Annotated in this window: 20 protein-coding genes; 4 read left to right on the top strand and 16 right to left on the bottom strand. The window is 69.9% G+C overall.

The annotated features are described in order from the left end of the window. Positions 1–23: 23 nt before the first annotated feature. The 15 genes from EV672_RS04500 to EV672_RS04435 all read right to left on the bottom strand — a co-directional run bounded on the left by EV672_RS04500 (position 24) and on the right by EV672_RS04435 (position 16674). Positions 24–2285 carry a putative baseplate assembly protein gene (locus EV672_RS04500; protein WP_133606733.1) on the bottom strand — a complete coding sequence of 754 codons (2262 nt, stop codon included), beginning with the start codon at positions 2283–2285 and terminating at the stop codon, positions 24–26. 63 nt (positions 2286–2348) lie between these two features. Further along, entirely contained in the window at positions 2349–2741 is a 393-nt protein-coding gene (locus EV672_RS04495; protein WP_133606732.1) for a GPW/gp25 family protein, read from the bottom strand. After that, the gene (locus tag EV672_RS04490) at positions 2741–4810 is read right to left on the bottom strand and encodes a hypothetical protein (protein WP_133606730.1); all 2070 of its coding nucleotides are present in this window, start codon (positions 4808–4810) and stop codon (positions 2741–2743) included. The genes EV672_RS04495 and EV672_RS04490 overlap by 1 nt, the downstream gene beginning before the upstream one ends. Before the next feature lie 5 nt (positions 4811–4815). Continuing rightward, the gene (locus EV672_RS04485; RefSeq protein ID WP_133606728.1) at positions 4816–5550 is read right to left on the bottom strand and encodes a phage baseplate assembly protein V; all 735 of its coding nucleotides are present in this window, start codon (positions 5548–5550) and stop codon (positions 4816–4818) included. Then, positions 5550–6620, bottom strand: coding sequence for a phage late control D family protein (locus EV672_RS04480; RefSeq protein WP_133606726.1), 1071 nt, complete (start codon positions 6618–6620; stop codon positions 5550–5552). The genes EV672_RS04485 and EV672_RS04480 overlap by 1 nt, the downstream gene beginning before the upstream one ends. A gap of 3 nt (positions 6621–6623) precedes the next feature. Further along, entirely contained in the window at positions 6624–6788 is a 165-nt protein-coding gene (locus EV672_RS18670) for a hypothetical protein (RefSeq protein ID WP_166643445.1), read from the bottom strand. A 19-nt stretch (positions 6789–6807) separates the two neighbouring features. Then, positions 6808–7560 (bottom strand): CIS tube protein, encoded by a 753-nt coding sequence (locus EV672_RS04475; protein ID WP_133606724.1) that lies wholly within the window; start codon positions 7558–7560, stop codon positions 6808–6810. A gap of 1 nt (position 7561) precedes the next feature. After that, entirely contained in the window at positions 7562–8029 is a 468-nt protein-coding gene (locus EV672_RS04470; RefSeq protein WP_133606722.1) for a phage tail protein, read from the bottom strand. A gap of 13 nt (positions 8030–8042) precedes the next feature. Beyond that, positions 8043–10979, bottom strand: coding sequence for a phage tail sheath family protein (locus tag EV672_RS04465; protein ID WP_133606720.1), 2937 nt, complete (start codon positions 10977–10979; stop codon positions 8043–8045). After that, the gene (locus EV672_RS04460; protein WP_133606718.1) at positions 10976–11428 is read right to left on the bottom strand and encodes a phage tail protein; all 453 of its coding nucleotides are present in this window, start codon (positions 11426–11428) and stop codon (positions 10976–10978) included. Before EV672_RS04460 ends, EV672_RS04465 begins: the two co-directional genes overlap by 4 nt. A 39-nt stretch (positions 11429–11467) precedes the next feature. Next, a complete protein-coding gene (locus tag EV672_RS18975; RefSeq protein WP_133606716.1) occupies positions 11468–13480 on the bottom strand; it encodes a phage tail sheath family protein in 2013 nt (670 codons plus the stop codon). 17 nt (positions 13481–13497) lie between these two features. Then, positions 13498–14388, bottom strand: coding sequence for a hypothetical protein (locus tag EV672_RS04450; RefSeq protein WP_133606714.1), 891 nt, complete (start codon positions 14386–14388; stop codon positions 13498–13500). After that, on the bottom strand, positions 14385–15005 hold the full coding sequence (locus tag EV672_RS04445) for a Pvc16 family protein (protein ID WP_133606712.1): 621 nt from the start codon (positions 15003–15005) through the stop codon (positions 14385–14387). The genes EV672_RS04450 and EV672_RS04445 overlap by 4 nt, the downstream gene beginning before the upstream one ends. 52 nt (positions 15006–15057) lie before the next feature. Beyond that, complete coding sequence (locus EV672_RS04440; protein WP_133606710.1) at positions 15058–15321, bottom strand: hypothetical protein; 264 nt, start codon at positions 15319–15321, stop codon at positions 15058–15060. A gap of 255 nt (positions 15322–15576) precedes the next feature. Next, a complete protein-coding gene (locus EV672_RS04435; protein WP_133606708.1) occupies positions 15577–16674 on the bottom strand; it encodes a sigma 54-interacting transcriptional regulator in 1098 nt (365 codons plus the stop codon). A gap of 199 nt (positions 16675–16873) precedes the next feature. Between EV672_RS04435 and EV672_RS04430 the strand changes: the two genes are divergently transcribed. After that, positions 16874–17611: an ABC transporter ATP-binding protein gene (locus tag EV672_RS04430; protein WP_133606706.1), complete on the top strand. Its 738-nt coding sequence runs from the start codon at positions 16874–16876 to the stop codon at positions 17609–17611. Positions 17612–17640: 29 nt separating this feature from the next. On the opposite strand, the gene EV672_RS04425 is transcribed toward EV672_RS04430, so the two are convergent. Then, positions 17641–18243 carry a ComF family protein gene (locus EV672_RS04425; protein ID WP_166643444.1) on the bottom strand — a complete coding sequence of 201 codons (603 nt, stop codon included), beginning with the start codon at positions 18241–18243 and terminating at the stop codon, positions 17641–17643. Between the two features lie 246 nt (positions 18244–18489). Between EV672_RS04425 and EV672_RS04420 the strand changes: the two genes are divergently transcribed. From EV672_RS04420 to coxB, 3 genes are all read left to right on the top strand, one after another. Next, positions 18490–19509, top strand: coding sequence for a methyltransferase domain-containing protein (locus EV672_RS04420; protein ID WP_243738521.1), 1020 nt, complete (start codon positions 18490–18492; stop codon positions 19507–19509). A gap of 304 nt (positions 19510–19813) precedes the next feature. Further along, the gene (locus EV672_RS04415) at positions 19814–20329 is read left to right on the top strand and encodes a DUF2244 domain-containing protein (protein ID WP_166643443.1); all 516 of its coding nucleotides are present in this window, start codon (positions 19814–19816) and stop codon (positions 20327–20329) included. Positions 20330–20412: 83 nt separating this feature from the next. Then, complete coding sequence (coxB, locus tag EV672_RS04410) at positions 20413–21609, top strand: cytochrome c oxidase subunit II (protein WP_133606700.1); 1197 nt, start codon at positions 20413–20415, stop codon at positions 21607–21609. Positions 21610–21620: the final 11 nt, after the last annotated feature.

Here is a 21620-nt window from a genome sequence, read left to right as displayed (position 1 = left end):
TCTTCGTGGGGGTCAGCCCGTGATCAACACTCGCGCGGCACGGTGGGCACGGGCACCACGCGGCCACGTGCGCCGCTGTGGGCCTGGCCGCTGCCGTCGCCACTGCCCTGGCCGAGCAGGTTGTTGATGGGGATGGCGTCGCCCAGCTCCACGCTCAGGCCCAGCAGGCGCGGCAGTTGCAGGCCGCGCAGGGGCAGCTCTTCGGGCACGTCGCTGCCATCGCCTTGCGCCAGCTTCAGGCCGTTGACGCGCAGCACGCCGGGCACGCGCGCGGCCTCGGCCATCAGCTCCAGGCGGTTGACGGCACGGCCCAGCGGCCAGCCGTCGGCCAGGCCGGGCAGGTCGGTGGCGCCGTCGGTGCGCGAAGGGGCCAGCACGGCGCGCAGGCGGGCTTTGACGGCGTCGCGCACCTCGGGCACGGTGTGGCCGCCTGCCACGGTGATGCCCACCGACAGCCAGATCGGCAGGTACTGTGGCCCCCGCAGCACCAGCTCGGTGGTGATGAGGCGGCGCGCGTCGAGGTGGTGGCACAGCGCGTCGATGAAGGCGCGGTCGGGCAGCGGGGCGTCGGGCTGGACGGGGTCGTGGCGCGGCACCAGCATCAGCGTGACGACGCCGGGCGCGTCACCGGGCTGGGTCAGGCCGAGGTCGGGGTGGTAGGCGGCCAGCACTTCCACGCGGGCGATGTCCACGCCCGGCGCGCGGCGGGCGATTTCGGCGAAGTCGTCGGCGGTGACGAGGCGGTCGCGGTGGCGCACGAAGGCCGAGACGCGCTTTTCGCCGCTGGCCACGTCTTCCGCGTCGGCACCGCCCCAGGTGGGCAAGGGGTTGCGCACCTGCACGCCACCGGGCAGGCCGGGGCCGCTGCGGATGGCGCCTGCGGGCACGTTGCCGGCACGGCCTTCGCACACGTCGTACTGCGCGATGATGCGCGCGCCTTGTGGCGGGCGGCGGCCACGCAGGCCATCGCCGAAGCGCACGGTGCCGGCTTCGGGGTCGATCAGGTAGGCGTCCACCGGGCGCGGGTCGGTCACGCGGCTGCCCAGTCCTGCCTGGCTGCCCGCCACCCGCACCTCGGGGCCAGCGGCCAGCAGGTCGTCCACCGCCGTCCAGGTGCTGGGGCCGGCGGTGTCGATGACCTGGACCACGGCAGATTCAGGCACCACGCCGCTGCGTGCCAGGGTGTAGCGCTGGTCGGGTTGGCCGTCGCCCGTGCCCAGCAGCTCGTTGCGCACGGCCACGCGCTGTTCGATCAGGGTGGCGTTCACGCCGGCCCAGCGCATGCGCGCACCGGCCGAGCTCGATGGTGTCACGCGCACCCAGGTGACGATGCGCCCGGCCACGGCCGAATCTTCCAGCGCGGGGGGGAAGTCGCCCACGCCGGCTTCCAGCGGGTCGAGGTTGTCCCAGGTGGCGATGTCGGCGGCGCGGGCGGGCAGGGGCAGCTCGACGATGCCGGGGCCGTTGAGCACATCGGCTGCGCGCGCCGGTTGCAGCGCGCTGTACTGCGCCGTGGGGGCGCTGCCGTCGGCCGGGGTGCTGACCTTCGGCAGGGCGTAGCTGACCAGGGCTTCAGGCTCGCCTTGCACCAGGCCTTGGCCGACCGTGCCCAGGGTGCGCGGCTGGCCATCGACGTCGGGCACCAGGCCCAAGCTCAAGGTCTTGCCGGCCAGGGCTTGCGCCGCCTGTGCCGCGGTGGTGCCGGGTGTGGCGAGCAGCGCGATCCACAAGGCGCCATCCACCGTGTCGCCACTGAGCGAGACGCTGCGGCTGCCATCGAGCTCGCGGGTTTCGTAGCTGTCGAGTTGCGGTGTGTTCGCGCTCGGGTCCACCGTTTTGTAGAGCAGCTCGTAGTAGGCCTGGTCGGTGGCGCTGAGCTGCACGCGCTGCTTGACGAAGGCGCGGCTTTCCAGCGGCAGCACGTCGATGGCGCCCGCTGTGCGGAAGGCGATGGCGCCAGCGCGCACTTCGGTGGCTTGGGCCAGGGTGGGCACCACGCCATCGACCCGGTTGCTGCTGAACACGCACAGGCCCTGGGCCGGGGTGACGGCGGCCAGCGGCACGCCCAGCAGGCGCAGGAACTTGGCGCGGCTGACCTCGGGCACGCGGTTGGCGCGGTAGAGCAGGCTCTCGGTCAGGAAGGCGAAGAGCTCGACCAGGGTGACGCCGGGGTCGCTCTCGGAGAGCTGCGTCCACTCGGGCGTGTGCACGGGCACGCGCGCCAGGGTGTCGCGCACGAGGTCGGCGTAGCGGCGGTCGTCGATGCTGGGGACTTGGAGCGGCATGGTGGGTGTCTCGGGTTCAGTCCAAGGTCGGTGCTTGGCTCAGCGCAGCGTGCAGCGGTGTCTTCATGCCGACACCCCCACGCGCAGCGACACGCGCTCTTGCACCTGCGTGGCCACGAGGCGGTAGGTGATGGTGGCGAGTGCCGATTCGGCATCGGCCTCGTCCACCTGCACCTCGACGGCCTCGACCTGGATGCGCGGCTCCCAGCGCTTGAGCGCCTCGGCGATGGTCTGGCGGATGAGCGTGTGCGTGGCCAGGGTGTTGGGCTCGAACAGGAAGCGGCGCAGGCCGGCGCCGAAGGCAGGCAGGCGCAGGCGTTCGCCCGGCTCGGTGCTCAGGACGATGCGGATGGCCTCGCGGACGTTGGGCTCGCCCTCCGACCAGGCGATGCGGCCATCGGCCCCCACCCGCGGCGGGAAGGCCATGCCTCGGCCATAGACGCGTGCGCTGTCCATCACGGGGCCTTTCTGGCTTTGAAGCCGGGCAGGGGGAAGCACACGATGAACAGCGGCAGCCAGCGGAAGATGAAGTCCAGCAGGCTGACGATGATGGTCAGCAAGATCAGTGCGCAGATGGTGATGATGGGGATCGACAGCGAGCACATCACGCCCAGCGACATGTCCTGCTGCTTGCACGGGCCCTTGTCGGCGACGTTGAAGTCCTTGTGGAAGGGCCAGGGCAGCACGCTGAGCACGAGGTCGCCGAAGGTGATGCCGCGGAAGCGGTCGAGGTGGCCGCACAGCATGTCGGACATCATGAAGACGGTGTTTTTGTCGAACTTGCGCAGGCCGGCCGGGCTGATGTCCACCGGCAGGCCGATGCGGATGGGGCGCGCGGGCGCGTCCGGGTCGAAGAAGCCGGCCATCTGGAAGGGCACGGTGGCGGCGCTGATGACGGTGCCTTCGAAGGGCGCGCAGTCAGGTCGCTCATAGACCAGGCGCATGACGTACCAGCCCTCGCGCATGTCGGTGGGTGTGAGGCTGGCCAGGGAGGGCTCGGGCGCCTTGGCCAGCAGGCTGTAGTCGGCCTCGGGCAGGTGCTCGGCCAGGGCTTCGATGCGGGTCTGGCGTTGCTCGGCGGGAAAGTCGTCGGGCGAGTTGGGCGGCGCCTCGGCGCTGTTGAGCGGCGTGGCCACCTCGTGCAGCGGGTCCACCAGCAGGAAGAGGAAGTTGGGCCAGTGGGCGGGCTTGGCCACGCCCTGGGCCGGGATCTCGAACGGCGTGGTGGCGAAGTCCGTGCTGCCGGACAAGGCGTTTTCCAGCACCTCGCTGAACTCGCCGATGCGGCGCAGGGCGTCGGGCAGGTCCACGGCCAGCTCGGTGGTGGCGTAGGCGCTGTCGGGGTCGGTGATGGGGCGCGGGCCGTTGCGCATCGCATCGGGCTGGCGCACGCGCTGGAGCAGGGCGTGGAAGCTGGCCACGGCGCTGCTGCCGGGCGGCGTGCCCACCTCGCCATCGTCCAGCCAATCCAGGTAGTCGGGCAGGTGGGCGGCCAGCCAGGCGCGCAGGTCGAGCAAGGCGTACCAGGTGCTGAGCTGCAACTGGCTGCGCAGGGCGCGCAGGCGGGCCGGGTCGATCTTGCTGGGGTCGATCAAGGCGCCGGTTTTGTCGTCGAAAGCTTCGCGGGCGTAGATGGACGGCGCGGGCGTGTCGGCCAGGGTGCGGGCGGTGTTGACCAGCGCGCGCCAGGGCGCCAGCACATCGACGCGGAACTGCGTGGTGCGTGCGTGCGCGGCTTCCTCACTGGCCGTGGGCGCGGTGTCCATGCGGCTGGCCGACTGGTAGGTCTCGCGGCGGCCCACCGGCACGCTGCCCACGAACAGGCGGCGCGCTTGACGCTGGGCATCCACGTAGCGGGTCGGGAAGGTCGCCAGGCGCTCTTCGCCTTTGACCAGCTTGACGCGGCCCGCGGCCACCTCGGCGCCTTGCGCGACCTGCCAATGCCCGCTCTTGCCCGACAGCACCCAGGCGTGCTCGACCCACTCGTCCATGTGGGCGGGGTCGGGCTGCTTCAAGGCGCGGCGCGGGTCGATGCCGGTGGTGGCCTTGAGCTCGGTTTTCAGGAACAAGCGACGCAGCACGAAAGACACCTTCTGCTTGCCCGCATCGACGGCGCGGTCAGGCAGGCCGGGCGTCTGGCAGACCAGCGAGCCGGCCACCAGGTAGTGCCGCTGGTGCGCGGCCTGGTAGAGCTTGAGCGGCTGCGGCAAGGCCACGGCGGGCAGGGCCTGCGCCTTGGCACGGGCTTGTCGGGCCAGGGGCAGGAGGCGGCTGGGCGGGCGTTCCAGCCAGGCGGCGGGGTTGGGCTTGGGGCCGGCGTGCGGCGCGCGCCAGGTTTCGGCCTGGGCGGTGTACTCGGGCAGGGCCTGGGGGTGCTGGGCCAGGGTGGACAGCACTTCGTCCATGAAGTCGTCGGTGGCGAAGCGCAGGATTTGCGGTTGCGCGATCAGGCCAGGCACGGCGCGTGCGGCTTCGCCAGTGCGCCAGAAGGGCGCCGGGGCGGTCCATTGCAGGGGGTGCGTCATGGTGCTCACCAGATGTTGCCCGCGCCCGGCGTGTAGGAGGCGCTGATGATGCTGTTGCAGATGACGGTGTCGGCCTTGAGCACACCGCTGAACTTGCTCATGCCCGCATCGACCGTGACCATGCTGGCCGAGACCTCGACGAGGCTGGCTTGCACCGTGACCTTGGCCGAGGCGTTGACGGTGATGCCCGATGTTTCGAGCTTCACCGAATTGCCGTTGCTGTCTTCGATCTCGATGGCGCCGGGGCCGTCTTTGAGCGTGACCTTCTGGCCGCCCGGCGTTTCGACGATGAACTGCTCCTGGCCGTTGCTGTCGTCCATGGTGAGCTTCACGCCATTGCGCGAACGCAGCACCTTGAGGTTGTTTTGCGCGCTGCCGTCCATCTGCTGCGGCGGGGCGTCGCGGCCGTTCCACAGCGCCCCGATGACGAAGGGCCGCCGCAGGTCGCCGCCTTCGAAGGCCAGCAGCACCTCGTCATCGACATCGGGGATGAACCAGGAGCCGCGGTTGTTGCCACCCATCAGGGTGCTCAGGCGCGCCCAGAGTTCGCAGGCGGCACCCCCGCTGTCGGGCAACCAGGGCAGGCGCACCTTCACGCGGCCCTGGCTGTCGGGGTCGCGCAGGTCGGTGACGATGGCGGGGTGAACGCCGTGGAACAAGCCGCCCCAACCCACGGGTGTGCGGGCGTGGAGCAGGCTGTCGAGGGCGTCGTGCCCGGTGGGTGCGAGGGTTGCGAGCATCAGGGCCTCCCCAGCCAGGCGCGTTCGACCGTGAATTCGGTGCGCAGGCCATGGGTGTCATCGAAGCGGTGCAGCACCTCGCTGAGGCCGTAGGCGCCGCTGAACAAAGGGCCCAGGCCGTCGAGCTGCACGCTGGCGCCAGAGCGCAGGCGCACGTCGGTGTCGGTCTCGCCGTGGCCGCGCACGAAGCGGCGGGCGAGCGCACGCAGGTGAGATTCGGCCTCGCTGCGCGCGCTGGCCGCATCCGAGGGGAAGCGGTGCGAGACGGTGTCATGCCGCGCGCCGAAGGCCTGTTGCAGGATCTGTGGGCCGCTGTCGCCCGCGCTGGCCTCGTTGCCCAGGCTGCTGGTCGTGGCTTCTTCCGACACCGCTTGCTTGTTGGCCACGTCCCAGCCCGTGCAGTGCAGTGAGGTGCGCTGGTGGGCCAGGTCGGCCGCGACGTGGAAGCGCCGCAGCGTGCCGCCGTGCACCAGCGTCATCGCCGGGCGTGGGCGGCTGGGGCGGGGGTGGGCGGTGAGCTTGCCGTCGGCGACGACCAAGTCGGCATCGGCCACCAGCATGCGGCGGCGCAGGAAGGCCAGGTCGCTTTCGTTGGCCTGCACCAGCAAGGGCCAGGTCGGGCCGGACAGGTTGACATCGGTCTGCAGGCCGTGGTCGTTGGCGATCTGGTGGAGCACGTCGGCATCGCTCACGCGCTCGAAGCTGCGGGTGCGGCGGGTCATGCGCAGGTCCTGCAGCGGGTCGTCCACGCGCACCACCAGCGTGGGCGGCGTGAGGGCCGGGAAGCGCGCCTCGATGGCCGTGACCTTGCCCTCGAACAGGGTGTCGTCACCCAGCTTGACCACGAAGCGCTTGCCGAACTCCAGCACATCGCGCTGGAACCACAGGAAGCCGAGCTGGCCTTGCGCGTTGGCGCCCCAGTTGCCGAACTCGGCTTCGCAGGTGGCCAGGCCATCGGTGGTGTCGCTCACCTGCAGGCGCAGCAGGCCGCTGTCGAGCTCCGGGCGCGCCTGGCCATCGACCTCCAGCTTGGGCCGGGCCGAGGTGATGGCGCTGCGGTTGGCGTCCATGGTTCAGTGGCTCCAGGTGCGCAGGGCTTGCGCTTGCAGGGCTTCGAGCGCCTGTTGCAGGGCGATGGCGTCCAGCTGTGCCGGCGCGGGCGCCTGGCCGGCCGTGGCGGGCTGTGGCGGGGCGGGTGCGTCGGGCACCACTTCGAAATCTCCGATGACGATGGGCATGTGTGTCTCCCTGTTGCGTTCAGAACAGCGAACGCGGCAGGCGTGCTTGGAGGTCGATGAGCTGGCCGGCTTGCAATTGCCGCGGGTTGTCGATGCCGTTGGCCGCAGCGATGCGCTGCCAGTCACCGCCCGCGCCAGCGGCCAGGCCTTGCAAGGTGCTGCCGCCAGCGGCCACCGTCAGGGGCGAGGCACCTGGCCCGCGCGAGGTGCCAGGCGGGCGCGCGGCCGCGTCGAAATTGGCCACCAGGATGGTCTGCTGCGACATGCCCAGCGAGACGCTGGCGCGCAGCGGTTTGCCATCGGGCGAGAAGTACTCGATGCTTTCTTCGATGCTGTCGATCAGGCCGTCGAACAGGAAGGATCCCCAGCTGAAACGCACGCCCGGTGGCACGAAGCGGCTGGCATCCTGCTGCGATTTCTTGGGCGTGATGAAGTAGATGACCTGCTGCGTCAGGCGGCGCACGTCATCGACCTGGCCATCGGGTGCGGTGGCCGCATCGAACCACAGCTGCACCGTGAGCTTGGTTGTGCCTGCGCCCACGAACTGGCGGCCCGAGGTGCCGCTGGCCTGGTCGCCACCACCACCACTGCCGCCACCGCCGCTGCCTGAGCCCGAACTGCTGGGGTTGCTGTTCTGGATCTGGTTGGCGAAGGCCAGCTTGAGCGAGTCCGGGTTGAACTGCACCGTCACCGACTTGCCCCCCGAGGCCTCGTTCTTCAGGCTTTCGTCGAGCTCGATCAGGCGGGCTTTGGCGATCTTGTCCTGTGCCATGTCAGAGGCCTCCTGCGCGTTTGACGCCGATGCGTTCGTAGGCGAGCTGCAGCTCTTCGACCGCGATGGCGCCGTCCTTGGCGTTCAGCGGCGGCGCCTTCACCTTGATGGGCAGGCAGCGCGAGAGCACGAAGCGCACGCGCTCGGCGCCATCGGGGGCCATCAGCACGACCTCGGCCTCGGCGCGCAGGCTGGGGTCGGCCAGGCTGTCGCTCATCCACAGCCACAGCTCGAGGCTGTCGGCCGTCATGCCGCGTTTGAGCGTGAGCTGGCCCACGGTGGCCGGGCCCGCCAGGCGGATTTGCCGGTCGTTGGCGCCGCCTTCGCGGAGGGTCTTGACCTCCATGCCCAGCTCCAGGCCATCGCACTCGGCAAAGGCGGCCGAGACCAGGGGCGAGGCGCCATCGGCCCGCACGATTTCCACGGCGAAGTTGAAGGCGGTGAAGGGCAGGGCGTTCAGGGTGGCCATGGGGTGCCCTCGTTCAGCGAGGCTCGCGGGCTTGCACCCGTTCGCCACTGCGCAGCAAGCGCACGGTCAGGAAGCGCATGGGCAGGGCTGGCGCGACGCGCAGCTCGACCCAGAACTGGCCGGCATCAAAGCGTTGCGGTGTGTTGAGCTCCTCGCCCACCACCACTTGGAAGGCCTCGTTGACGTTGCGGCCTGCGAAGGCGCCACGCTGGAACAGGCCGTCGAGCAGGGCGTTGAAAGCGCGTTCCACCGTGCGCTGCAAGGCCGGGCCGTTGGGCTCGAACACATAGGCCGCACCGCGCTGCAAGGCCACGCGCCGCAGCAGGCACATCAGGCGGCGCACATTGACCGAGCGCCAGTCGCTGTCGTTGAGCAGGGTGTCGGCGCTGCCCAGCACATGGCCCACGGGGCTGAGCCACACGGGGTTGACCTGGGCGTCGAGCAGGGCCTGGCGCTCTGCGGTGCCGGGGTTGAGCGAGGCGGCCACCACGTCTTTCAGGGGCTGGTTGGCCACGGCCAGCCAGGCGCCACGGGCCAGTGCCGATGCGGCCAGTTGCCCGGCGATGGCGCCGTCGGGCGGGCAGCCGATGAGGGGCGCGCCCTGGCTGGCGTCGCCGCGGCGGGTGTAGATCCAGGCGTGTTGCAGGCTGCCGTGCGAGAGCGCGCGTGCTTCGCCGGCGCCGAGCGGCGGCACGGTGGTGGGGGTCGCTGCGCCGGTGTCGCTCGCGCTGCGCAGCGCTTGTGCGTGGCTCAGGGCCTGCGGCCAGCGGTGCGCCTCGGGCAGGCCCAGCAAGGCGAATACGTCGCCACGGCCAGCGGCGGTGCGCAGCATCAGGCGGTGCACGGCCAGCAGGTCGGCGGGGCTGCCGTCCAGCACGGTGTAGGGGCTGCCGCCCACGCGCACGTCCTGCCTGCCCGACCAGGGGCTGGTGCGCAGGCCATCGCTGGCGCGCACGCGGTAGCTGCGCAGGCCGGCCGGCTTGCCGATCACGCTGAAGGCGGTGTCGCTGCCGGCGTAGATCTGGCCTGCCACGGCGAAGTCGGCATCGGCCGATTCTTCCAGCTCGTAGCGCAGGCCGGGCTCGGGCGCCGTCCAGTGCAGCAGGTGCTTGCCTTGCGCGTCGGGGTCGGCATCGGGCAGGAAGGTGGGGGCCGCCAGTGGGCGCAGGCGGCAGTCGGCGAAGCCGTCGATGGTGCTGGGCGTCGGGTCTGTGGCGGCGTGGATGACGCGCGCGGGCGTGCTTTGCCGAACCCGCTCCCATCCTGGCTGGACGGCATCGGGCACCAGCAACAGCGTGGGCTCGTCCATGAGGGCCTCGACCGTGTGGCCCAGCACGGCGTGCAGGCCGTGGAGGTTGCGCGGCTGGCGCGACAGCAGGCGCAGCGCTTCGGCCTGTTCGGCCAGGGCGTCGGTCGGGATGCCGGCCAGGGCGGTGTCGGCGAACAGGGTCCAGCCGAAGCGGCTCAGGCCGTTGCGCAGCAGGGCGGGCAGGTCGGTGCCGCGGGCACCCAAGCCGCGGTCGGTGGCCGTGGCGTTGGCGAGGGGGCTGTGCTGAGCGCTGCCGTCGTCGGGGGCCGCAGGCAGGGCATCCAGGGGCAGCCAGAGGCCTTCCCTTGCGGATGAGGGCGCGGCCAGCGGGAAGCGCTGGGCGAGGGCGGATGCCGTGGCGGGTGTATCCGCAGAGGTGCTGACCGACGTGCTGCCCTGGGCGCCGAACCCCTGCCGCTGGGTTTGTGCGAAGAAGGCCGCGTCGTCCGGCAAGGTGGGCAAGGCCTGGGCGCCATCACCGTGCTCTTCGCGCTCGCTCAGGGCGAGGGCGTCCAGGCGGGCTTCGCTGCCATCGGGGTGCGCCACGCGCAGGGTGCTGCGCAGCCACTGCACCGTGGTGTTCGGTCCTTGGTTCTGTGCTTGGCCTTGTGCTTGGGCCACCCAATGGCGCAGGGGCTGGCGGGCCTGGCTGCCGGGCACGCGCCAGGGCCGCGCCACGAACTGTGTTTCGACCGTGCCGTTGGCGGCCACGGCCGAGGCCTGGACGGCATCGAGCACGGCCCAGGCCCCCGGCTCGCCGGCCTGGAAGGACAGGCGCACCGGCTCGCCCACCTCCAGCTGCGTCGAGCGAGGCAAATGTGAGGTCCAGCGCAGTCGGCCATCGGCCAGCCATGCCGCCTCGGCCACATCGGCATGCCGCTGCACCAGCTGTTGCGCACGCACGCCGAGCTCCTGCCAATGCATGCGGCTGGCCTGTGGCTGGCCTTGCCAGCGGCGCAGCGTGCCCATGCGGTGCAGGTGCAGCACGCGCTGCAAGCGGCCATCGGCGTCGTTGCGGGCGGCATCGGCCTGGGCCACCCGGCCGAACACCCATTCGCCCTCGGCCACGGGCAGGCGCAGCACATCGCCCACGACCACGCCCAGCGCCGCAGGGCCATGGGCTTGCAGGGTCAGGTCATCGCCCAGCAGCTTCAAGGGCGTCACCGACAACGGCGTGACCACGGTGTCGCAGCGCACGCGCAAGGCATCGGCCCAGTCGCCCGGACTGCGGGCCTGCAGGAAGGCGGGTTCGATGTGCCAGGCCGAAGCCGCGTCGCTGCGGCCCAGGCTGAGCATGCGCGGCACGGGAAAGCGCGTCGTCACCGAGCCCGCGCCCATCACGCGGATCACCCAGGCGCGCCGCCCGCCCTGGCTGAAGAACTGCCGCACGCTGGGGTGCAGCAGCGCGCGCACCGGCTGGCCCTGGGCATCGTGGAGCAGCGTCAGCTCGGCACCGAACACCGCCTCGAAGGCGGCCAGGCTCTCCACCGCCACGGGCACGTCCACCGGCCCGTTGGCGGCAAAGCCGACGAAGCAGGCGATGTCCATGCGCGGCAGCACATCGCGCAGGGCCGGCGCGGGCACGTCAAAGCGCACACCGGGCAGGCGGCGCTGTGAACCTGGGCTCAGGAGGATGCTCACTCCATCTCCAGGCGTTCGTAAGCCAGCACCAACTCCTCCATCGCGACGTCCGTGCCCTTGGCGTTGAAGGGTCCGGAGGTGTGCTTGATGATGCGGGCGCGGATCAGCTTCCACGTCTGCACGACGGTGGTGTGGTCCTCGCTTTGCAGCTGGATGGTGACCGTGCGCAGGGCCTTCTGGTCGCCGTTGCGGATCTGGTCGAGCCACTGGTAGAGGTTCAACGAGCCGATCACACCGCGCTTCAAGGTCACGTCCGAGGCCTTGTTCAGCCCGGTGATCTTGCGCACGCTGTTCTCTTTCTCGTTGCCATTGCGGTACTCGGACACGGTCACTTCCATGCCGATGCCGCTGACTTCCTGGAAGCCCGCTTCGGGGCCGTCGGTGTTGCCGGTGCCGAGGTCAACCAGGAAGTTGAACTGGACGTAGGGGCGGTCGCGTAGCACTGCCATCGTTGTTTCTCCTTGATGAGGTGGGTGTCGGGCTCAGCCTCAGTTGCGGCGGTCGCCCGTCCATTGGCCGATGCGGAAGATGACGAACTCGGCGGGCTTGAGCGGGGCCACGCCCACCAGGCAGATCAGGCGGCCGTTGTCCAGGTCGTTCTGGGTCATGGTGCTGCGGTCGCAGCGCACGAAGAAGGCCTTCTCGGGCTTGTCGCCCAGCAGCGCGCCGCTCTGCCACTCGTTGAGCAGGAAGTCCTCGATGGTGCGGCGCACATTGGCCCAGAGCTGCTCGCCGTTGGGCTCGAACACGGCCCACTGCGTGCCCTTGTCGATGGAGCGCTCCAGGTAGGCGAAGTAGCGCCGCACATTGAGGTACTTCCACTCGGGGTCGGAGCTGATGGTGCGCGCGCCCCACAGGCGCATGCCGCGGCCCTCGAAGTAGCGGAAGCAGTTGATGCCCTCGGGGTTGAGCACCTCCTGCTGGGCTTTGTTGAGCAGCGCCTCGAAGCCAATCGCCAGGCGCACGACCTCGTTGGCCGGGGCTTTGTACACGGCGCGCTCGATGTCGTTGCGCGCGCAGATGCCGGCCACGAAGCCCGAGGGCGGCAGGTTGATCTCGCGGCGCGTGATGGGGTCGAGCACCGTCACCCAGGGGTAGTAGAGCGCAGCGTGCTTGCTGTCGAGCTTGGCGCGCATGCCCCGCACCTCGGCAATCGGCAGCTTGTCGCCGCTGTCCAGGATGGCGATGCGGTAGCGCATGCGCTCGGCGTGGGCGATCAGCTGGGCGATGGTGCCGTTGGCTTCGTCGCGCACGGTGCTGTAGTCCCAGGTGCTGCCGGGGGCGGCCACCATGGCGATGTCTTCGATGTCTTCGAATTGCTTGAGGCCCAGCGAATAGCCCTTGCGCGGGTCGGCATCGCCCTCGACTTCCTTGGCGCCAGGGCGCATGCCGTCGTTGCCGCCTTCCAGCTGGAAGTCCACCGAGATGCCGAGGCCCAGCTTGTCGCCCGCGGTGATCTGGCGCTTGGCCTCCTCGGTGCTGGGTTCCAGCAGGGCCGTGGGGTCCGCGCCGAACAGGTCGTTGACGACGTCAAAGGCCGAGGCCACGAGCTTGGCGTCACGGGCGATGACCAGGGGCAGGGCGCGTGCATCGCCGGCCGATGCCGGTGAGTTGCCGAAGTAGGCGAACACCGAGTCGGCCGCGGCGCCGCTGCGGTGGCCCGGGTCCAGCGGCAGGCCGGACCAGGTGGCGAGTTCGCGGGTGCCGTCGCGGGTCAGCAATGAGACGCTCAAGGTCACCACGCGCACCGAATCGCCCTGGTCGGGCTCGGGGTCGGCGTTGAGCGTGCTGACATCGAACCAGTCGGCATCTTCCACGGGCGAGGTCACGGCCAGGGGCTCGAAGGTCCAGGTGGCGCGGGCCTCGTCCCAGTGCAGGAGGCACAGCGAGCCGGTCTCGTCGCCGCGCGGCGAGCTGGTGCGGTCGCGCACCCAGACGAGGTCGAGGTCCTTGACCGAGCGCAGCGTGGCGATGGGCGTGCCGCTGACCGGGTCGGTGTCCGAGGTCAGCACATTGGCGCCGCCCTTGAGCGTGAAGCGCACGCGCAGGTTGCCCGCCGCGCCGGGGTGGCGGGCCCGCACGCGCACGCCGCCGGTGTCGGCGCTGTCCACGCGGGCGTGGCCGTCGTTGTAGGCGGTGCTCGTGGCCGGCGGTGTCACGTCATCGGCATCGGCGATGGGGGTGTAATCGCCTGTCAGCGGCTTGAACACGCGCGAGACGTACAGCCGCTTGCCGCCTTCGCTGAAGAAGGCGCGTGCCGCGTGCCACAGGTGGTTGGGCGCGTCGCTGCTGTCGCTGAAGTTCAGGGCATGGCCGGGCGTGAACGGGTCGTACAGGCGCTCGTAGTCCGTCAGGCTGGTGAGGATGTCGGGCTCCATGGCCACGGGGCCGAAGGCCGCTGCACCGATGAAGCCGGTGGTCGTGGTGGAGACCCCCTCGATGCTCTTGGCTCGGAACGATGTCTCTTCCACGAAGACGCCTGGGGCGAGGTACTCGGGCATGTGTATCTCCTGCGGAGTCAGTCCGCGACGAACAGGAACGATGAGGGTGGGGAGGCCACGAGCAGGGTCTGGCCGGCTCGCAGGGTGAGGGTGCCCAGGGGCGTGGGTGGGGCGGCGTGCTGCAGCAGGGGCACAGGGGCTTGCGCCAGCAATCCGTCGAGGTCGGGCACGTGGCCCTGGGCCAGGTCGGCGCGCCGCTCAGGTGACCAGAACGCCTGCAAGGTCACGGGCCAGTCCAGCAGGGCCGCGGCCGTGGCGGGGGAGCCTTGCGGCAGCCCTTCGCGGGGGCGGGGCAGCGGGAAGACCATCAGCACGCGGCCAGCGGCATCGCTCAGCCCTTCGGCCAGGGCGACGCCGTTGAGCATCAGGCGCAGGTGGGCCCAGGCGATGGCTTGTTCCGGGTGCGTGGCCGAGCGCAACTCGGTGCGCAGGCTGGCCATGCCGATCGGCGGCGTGCGGGTGGCGGCGCTGTACAGCGGCACATGGGGCAAGCCGTCACCCAGCGGCCCCCACAGGCCCTGGCCGAGCGTGGGCGTCAGGGCCATGTCCACGTAGCGGTTCAGCGTGTCGTGCACCGTGAGGCGAAAGCGCGGCAGGTCGGGCGATGCCGGCGAGCCGAGGTCGTCAAGGGCCAAGGCGGCATCGCTGTCGGCTTCTGACGGTGTCAGGAAGCTGCGGATGCCGGGGACGTCGTGCAGCGCGAACACGCCGCTGCGGTTGGTGTTCAGCACGCGGGCCTGGCGTGTGGGGCGCGGTTGCCACAGGTCGTACAGCACGAGCTGCAGGCCATCGGACACCACACGGCCATCGGCCACATCGCGGCATTGCACGCCCAGCAGGGCGCGGCGTACGGGTCGGTCAAAGCCTGCTCGCAGCGTGGGCAGCATCGCCGTCACGGTGGGGCTCATGGCTGTCCTCCGGGTGTGCGGGTGTCGGTCTGGCCATGGCGGAAGTCGCGGGTCTCGACCAGGGCGCCTTCTTCGAGGACGATGTCCGACTCCAGCAGCACCGGCCGCGCCACGTAGGTCAGCGAGGTCTGCCAGCGGCTGCGGAACTTGTCCCACAGGCCGAGGTAGTCGGGCAGGGACGGCGCGTCCAGCATCAGCTCGATGGCCTCGTCCGGGCGGAAGGCCGGCACCGTGCGGCGCGACAGCGACTGGTTGAGCAAGGCCGCGGGGACGATGGCGTTGTCTTCGAGGAAGCGCAGCGCCCAGCCGGTCAGGCGCAACTGGCGCTCTGGCTCGCTGGACCAGGCCGTCAACAGCATGGACACGTCCACCGGCAGGGGTGGGCGGCGCTTGCGGCCGTCGGGCTCGCGCCGCGCCGAGAAGCTGCGCACGGCCGTGTTCACGCTCAGGCGCCACACCAGCAGCGAGAAGCCCTCGGTCACGGGCTGTGCGGCGAAGTCGTGGCCGGCGTAGAGCGCGAAGGTGGGCGTGCTGGCGAACTCGTCGCGCGGGCAGTGGTCCTCCACCATCTTCAGGATGGTTTTGGCGACGGCGGCGATGGCGAGGTGGTTGGCCATGGTGAGGGCAAGAATTCAGTGCGATGTCAACGGTGAGATGTCAGTGGCAGCATCAATGCGGATCGGCGCGACCCGAGGCGCGGGCACTGAGGTAGGACGCTGGTGCCCAGACCTGTTCCAGTCGGTGCACCAGGCCATCTGCTTCGAGCTGCGCCAGCGCGGCTTCCACCACAGGCAGTGCGACCTCGCCCACCTCGGGCGGCAGCCAGAAGCGCTGGATGCCCGCCGCCGTGTCCGAGGCCCTGGGGTTGCGGCTCAGGTAGCCACGGATGGCCGAGGCCACCGCTGCGACTTCCGGGAACTGGTGCGCGTCCATGGGTCACTCCCTGCCGTCCGACTTTCTGTGATGTTGTTCACATGGGTGCAAGCTGCGGGCCATGTCGCGCTGACAACTTAGGGGGGCGGGCAAGTGCTTGATCTGCAAGGTTTCAGGGCCCACACGGCCCACAAACAGCTGCTCAAGATGGCTTGCTGTCGTGCGCTCACCCTGGCGCGGATGCCACACCGTGGCGGCGCGGCTGCATGGGTGTGGCGGTGCGGCCTGGGGGTCTGGGGCGCTGGCGCCACAGGGTCAGTCCGCCATGGCGTCGAACCCTGCGCGTTGCAGGCCGTGCTTGCGCACCAGCTTGCAAAAGCGGCTGCGCTCCTTGCCGGCGATGCGCGCGGCCAGGCTGAGGTTGCCGCCCGCGCGTTGCAGCACGGCGGCCAGGTAACGGCGCTCGAAGTCGGTGATGGCTTGCGCCTTGGCGTCGGCGAAGCTGATGTCGGCATGGGCATCGCCCTGTGTGCCGCCATTCGCATGAGGGTCGATGGCCGCGGGCGTGGGCGCCGGGTCGGGCTCGTGCACCGACGCCCATGCGACAGGTGCGGCCACCGGGGGGGCGCCCAGGTCAAGGTGGAGGACGGCGCCTTCGGCCAGCAGAAAGGCGCGGTGCACGAGGTGCTCCAGCTCGCGCACATTGCCCGGCCATGCGCGGGGTGTTTGCAGCAGTGCCAGGCTGTGCGCGTCGATGTGCTTGGGGTCCGTGCGGTATTGCTGCACCAGCCGCTTCACAAAGGCCTGCGCCAGCAGGGCGGCATCGCCATGGCGCTCGCGCAGTGGCGGCAGGCGCACGCTCAGCACGTTGATGCGGAACAGCAAATCCTGCCGGAACAGGCCTTGGGCCACCAGGTCTTCGAGCTTGGCGTTGGTGGCCGCGACCAGCCGCACATCGGCATGTTGCAGGCGCGAGGCTCCGAGGGGCCGGTAGCTGTGGTCCTGCGCGAAACGCAGGATGGCCGCCTGGGCCCGGGGGCTCATGGCGTCGATCTCGTCCAGGAAGAGGGTGCCGCCTTGCGCCTGGCCGATCACCCCCAGGCTGTCGGACTTGGCGTCGGTGAAGGCACCACGGGCGTGGCCAAACAACTCGGCCTCCAGGATGCTGTCAGGCAGGGCCCCGCAGTTGATCGGCACAAAGGGGCCGCGGCTGCGTGCGCTCAGGTAATGCAGCGCGCGTGCTGCCAACTCCTTGCCCGTGCCTGTTTCTCCGCACAAGAGCACCGTGGCGTCCACGCGGGCGCACTGCTGCAGCAGGGCCAGAGACTGGCGGAATGCGCTGGCGCTGCCATGCAGGTGCAAGGCGGGCCAGTCGGGTTCTGCAGGGGCATCGGGCAGGGCATGCGCTGGCATCGGACTTCCTGAGTTCGGTGGCGCCCCTGGCTGTGCGTCCACCTGACGGTGCTGTTTTTTGCATTCTAGAAAGCGTGGCCGTGCTGGCAACCCCCTAGAAAATGGTGGCAGCCACGGAGTTCATGCAGCCTTTGCGTTGGCGCAAGCCTCGGCGCGCGCGTGGGCTTGTGTACAGTCGGGGCAGCCCAGGACCTTGCCCATGCACGCCCCAGCCCCACCGTCAGACGAGCCCGTTCAGGCACTCATCCGCATCCGACAGCTCAGCAAGGTCTATCACCGGGGTGGCCAGCGCATCGCCGTGCTGGAGAACCTCAACCTGACGGTGCAGCCCGCCGAATTCGTCGCCTTGATGGGGCCCAGCGGCTCGGGCAAGAGCACCCTGCTCAACCTGATCGCGGGCATCGACCAGCCCACGTCCGGCACGATCGAGGTCGGCGGGGTGGACATCGCCACGCTGAACGAGCGCGAGTTGGCCGACTGGCGCGCCGCCAACGTGGGCTTCATCTTCCAGTTCTACAACCTCATGCCCGTGTTGACGGCCTTCGAGAACGTGGAGTTGCCGCTGTTGCTGACCGGCTTGAGCCGCCGCGAGCGCCGCGCCCATGTCGAGGCGGCCCTGGAGATGGTCAAGCTGTCGGACCGCACGGACCACTTCCCGAACGAGTTGTCGGGCGGACAGCAGCAGCGCGTGGCGATCGCGCGGGCGCTGGTGACCGATCCCACCCTGATCGTGGCCGACGAGCCCACCGGCGACCTGGACCGCGCCACCGGCGAAGAGGTGCTGCGCCTGATGGACGAGCTGCACCGCGACCTGGGCAAAACCATCGTCATGGTCACGCACGACCCCAAGGCCGCGGCGCGCGCCGGTCGCCTCATCCACCTGGAAAAGGGCGAGTTGGTGGACGATGTGGGCAACGACATGCCCACCCACGCCTGAGCGTCACCGCGCGCGGCAGTTCACGCAGATCACCGCCAGCCCGGCGGCGGCGTGCGCGCCAGCACCCACACCGACACCCCCAGCGCGCCCGCCTCGCGCAGCACGAGGCTGGCCTCGTCCAGGGTGGCGCCGGTGGTCAGCACGTCATCGACCAGGGCCACGTGCCGGCCCGCCACAGCCTGGGCGCCGCGGGCTGTGAGTGCAAAAGCCCCCTGGATGGCGCGCCGACGCTCGGCGAGGTCGAGGTCTTTCAGGCGGCGGTGTTGCGTCACGCGCACCAGCACGTCGGCCTGTGCTGGCAAGCGCAGCGCGCGTGCCGTGTGCCTGGCCAGCACCCAGGCCTGGTTGTAGCCGCGCTCCCGCAGGCGCTCGGCCGACACGGGCACGGGCAGCACCAGGTCCACCGGGTGGGGCCGCTGGCGCACGGCCTGGGCCAGCATGGCCGACAAGGGAGCGCCCAAGGTGGGCCATTGGCCGAACTTGAACTGGGTGATCAGGTGGCGCCAGGGTGACACGTAGTCCAGCGCGACGACCGCGCGGTCGAATTCAGGGGCGGGGTCTTCGCAGTGCGGGCAATGGCGGTCGGCGCGCGCCGGCGCTTGCGGCGACGCGCAGCGTGGGCAGCGGGGCACGCTGGGGCGCCAGCGTTGCAGGCAGGGCCCGCACAGAGCCTGTGTCTGCCAGCGGTGGCACAGCAGGCAAGGACCGGGAGGGCGAAAGCCAAGGCGAAGCATGGGGCGGCGGCATCTGCGAGACACCCATGGGCAAGATGGCCTTGGCATCCCTGCGGGCAGGTCGCCTCAATATACTGAGTGCCCAGGCGTCTGCCCATCACCCTTTGGAGGGCCTTGCGCGCCTTTGCGTCCTCTGCTGTGCCCATGTCCGATCACCCCACGCCCGCGCCTTCCGAGGCTGTTTCCCCGTCTGGCCAAGCGTCTGACGCGCCTGCCGCTGAGGCCTTGCCGGCTTGCGCACCCAGCGCCGCGGCCTTGCGGCGGCAGTTGCGCAGGCTCTCGCAATTGCCCGAGCCACCCTGGCTGCACCAGGAGGTGGCCCGCCGCCTGGCCGAGAAGCTGGGCCCCATCCGCCTGACGCCGCGCGACTGGATCGACTGGTCTGCGTGGCTGGGGGCGGGTGCGGCGCACGTGCAGGCCCGCTACCCCGAGGCGCAGCGCTGGGTCGTCGAGCCGCATCCCGCCTTGGCGGTGCGCAGCTTGCAGGCCGAAGCCGAGGCTGCCCCGCGTGGCTGGCGCACCTTGTGGCGCAAGCCCGACCTGAGCGAGCGGGTCCACACCGAGCCAGTCCCCGAGCAGGCGCCTTGGCGTGTGCCGGACGCGCAAGGGGCGTCCGGCGCTCAGATGCTGTGGGCCAACATGGCCCTGCACGGCGCCAGCGACCTGCCCGGGCTGCTCGGATCCTGGCACCGCCACCTGGCGGTCGAGGGCTTCCTGATGTGTTCCGGGCTCGGGCCCGACACCGCGCGTGAACTCCGCGCCGTTCACCGCAGCATGGGCTGGGGCCTGCCCACCATCGATTTCATCGACATGCATGACCTGGGCGACGAGCTGGTGCGTGCTGGTTTCGCCGACCCCGTCATGGACATGGAGCGCCTGACCCTGACCTGGGCCAGCCCGCAGGCCATGCTCGACGAGTTGCGCACCTGGGGGGGCAATGTGGCCCATGTCCGCTTCGCTGGACTGCGCACGCGCGCCTGGCGGGACCGCCTGCTGAGCGCCATCGACCAGCACATGCGCCAGCCCGACGGGCGCATCGCCCTGACGGTGGAGCTGGTTTATGGCCATGCCCTCAAGCCCATGCCGCGTGCCAAGCTGGCACCCGAGACCCGGGTGACCCTGGCCGACATGCGGCAGATGGTGCGCAAGAAGGGTCAGCCCTGAGTCATTGAGGCGACAGTCGCGCGCCCCGTTCGAATTCGCTCGCCAACCGCGGGTTATTCATAGCACGCCCTGGTTCATTGCGCCTTGAGGCAGGGCAAGTCGCTGGCTAGAATGGACCGAACCCAAACAGGCCACCGCCGAATCTGGGGACTCATGCCGGAGAGATCCTCCGTTTGTGAACGTAGCGAGCCTGGAGGCTGGCGCGATGAACGCCACTGTGTCCCCTGTCCGTCTGATGTCTCCCTCTGCCATGCGCTTTGGCGTTTGGCACTCCCTCACCGAAAGGCGGGCTGGTGCAGTGTCTGTGGCGCGGTCTGCCCGTGACCAGGCCGACGACTGGCAAGCCGAGTGGCTGTTGATGCGGCAACTGCCTGTGCCATTGGCGGTGCTGTCCCGCTGGTGGTGGATGGCGTCCGTGCTGGGCTTGGTGGCAGCGCTCTTGTCCTTTTCGGGTGCGAGTGACCTGTCTCCAGTTGCATGGCCGCCCTCAGTCCACGAACTCCAGCTGGTGCTTGCCTTGGTGGCTGTCAGCCTGATCGCACGCCTGGCGTTGCGCGCTTACGGCCATCACGCCCAAGACCATGACCACATCGCCATGCGCGCCGACCGCGTGCACGTGAGTTGCTGCCGCGGCGGCCAAACCCAGTCGCTGGACTGCCACCCGCGCTGGTTGCGCGTCGAGCCGGTGCAGCACGACCGCTCCCTGATCCGCGTCTCTGGCGAGGGCTGCAGTGTGGTGGTCGGCGAGTTCGTGCCGAGCGATGGCCGCAAGCAACTTGCCAACGAACTGCGCTGGGCCTTGCGCCACCTGGACGATTGATGGCGCGCAACCGGCCCGAAGCCTCCCCCGTGCCAGCCACACCCTGTATTGACGACCACGTTCAACCCACGAAGAGCAACGAGATGATCCATGTTCCTGGGAATCGAGTGAGCCCGACCGAGCCCTTGGCTCTGCGCGTGCGCAAGGGCCTGACGGCCGCGACCCTGCTGGGCGCGGCCAGTGGCGCTTGGGCGGTCAGTGACCTGCCGGGCGGGCCTGCCGTCCGCCAGCTGGACCTGCACCCCGCCGTGACCCGCATCGCTTCGGCGCAGCAGGACCTCCACCACATGATGATGTACATCTGCATCGTCATCTTCGTGGCGGTGTTCGGCGTGATGTTCTATTCCATCTTCGCGCACCGCAAGTCCAAAGGCGCCAAGGCGGCCGACTTCCACGAGTCCACCACGGTGGAAATCGTCTGGACCATCGTTCCCTTCCTCATCGTCATCGGCATGGCCTTGCCCGCCACCAAGGTGGTCGTGGCCCAGAAGGACACCACCAACGCCGACCTGACCATCAAGGCCACAGGCATGCAGTGGAAGTGGGGCTACGAGTACATCAAGGGCGATGGCGAGGGCATCCAGTTCGTCTCGACGCTCGATGCCAGCCAGCGTGCCCTGTCCGACGCCGGCACGCCGCAGGGCGACAACTACCTGTTGAAGGTGGACAACGCCCTGGTCGTGCCCGTGGACAAGAAGATCCGCATCATCACCACGGCCAACGACGTCATCCACTCCTTCATGGTGCCGGCCTTCGGCATCAAGCAAGACGCCATCCCCGGCTTCGTGCGCGACACCTGGTTCCGCGCCGAAAAAATCGGCGACTACTACGGCCAGTGCGTGGAGCTGTGCGGCAAGGAGCACGCTTACATGCCCATCCACGTCAAGGTGCTGAGCGCCGAGGACTACGCCAAGTGGGTGGACGACAAGCACAAGCAGATGCAGGCCCTGGCCGACGACCCGAACAAGGTCTGGACGCAAGACGAGCTGATCGCGCGTGGCGAGAAGGTCTACACCGCCAACTGCGCGGCCTGCCACCAGCCCAATGGCAAGGGCGGCGGCGCCATCAAGGCGCTGGACGGCTCTGCCAAGGTGCTGAGCGACGATGCCAAGGTGCAGATCGACGTGCTGCTCAACGGCCAGAACAACACCATGCCGCCGTGGAAGCAGATCCTCTCTGACACGGAGATCGCCGCCGTGATCACCTACACCAAGAACCACTGGTCGAACAAGACTGGCCAGACCGTGCAGCCTGCCGAGGTGCTGGCGGCCCGCAAGTGAGGGCGGCCACG

It is taken from the genome of Aquabacterium commune (genome assembly GCF_004362855.1).
Classification (GTDB): Bacteria; Pseudomonadota; Gammaproteobacteria; order Burkholderiales; family Burkholderiaceae_C; genus Aquabacterium; species Aquabacterium commune.
Note: the sequence above shows the minus strand (reverse complement) of the source record. Positions and strands in the feature narration are given on the sequence as shown.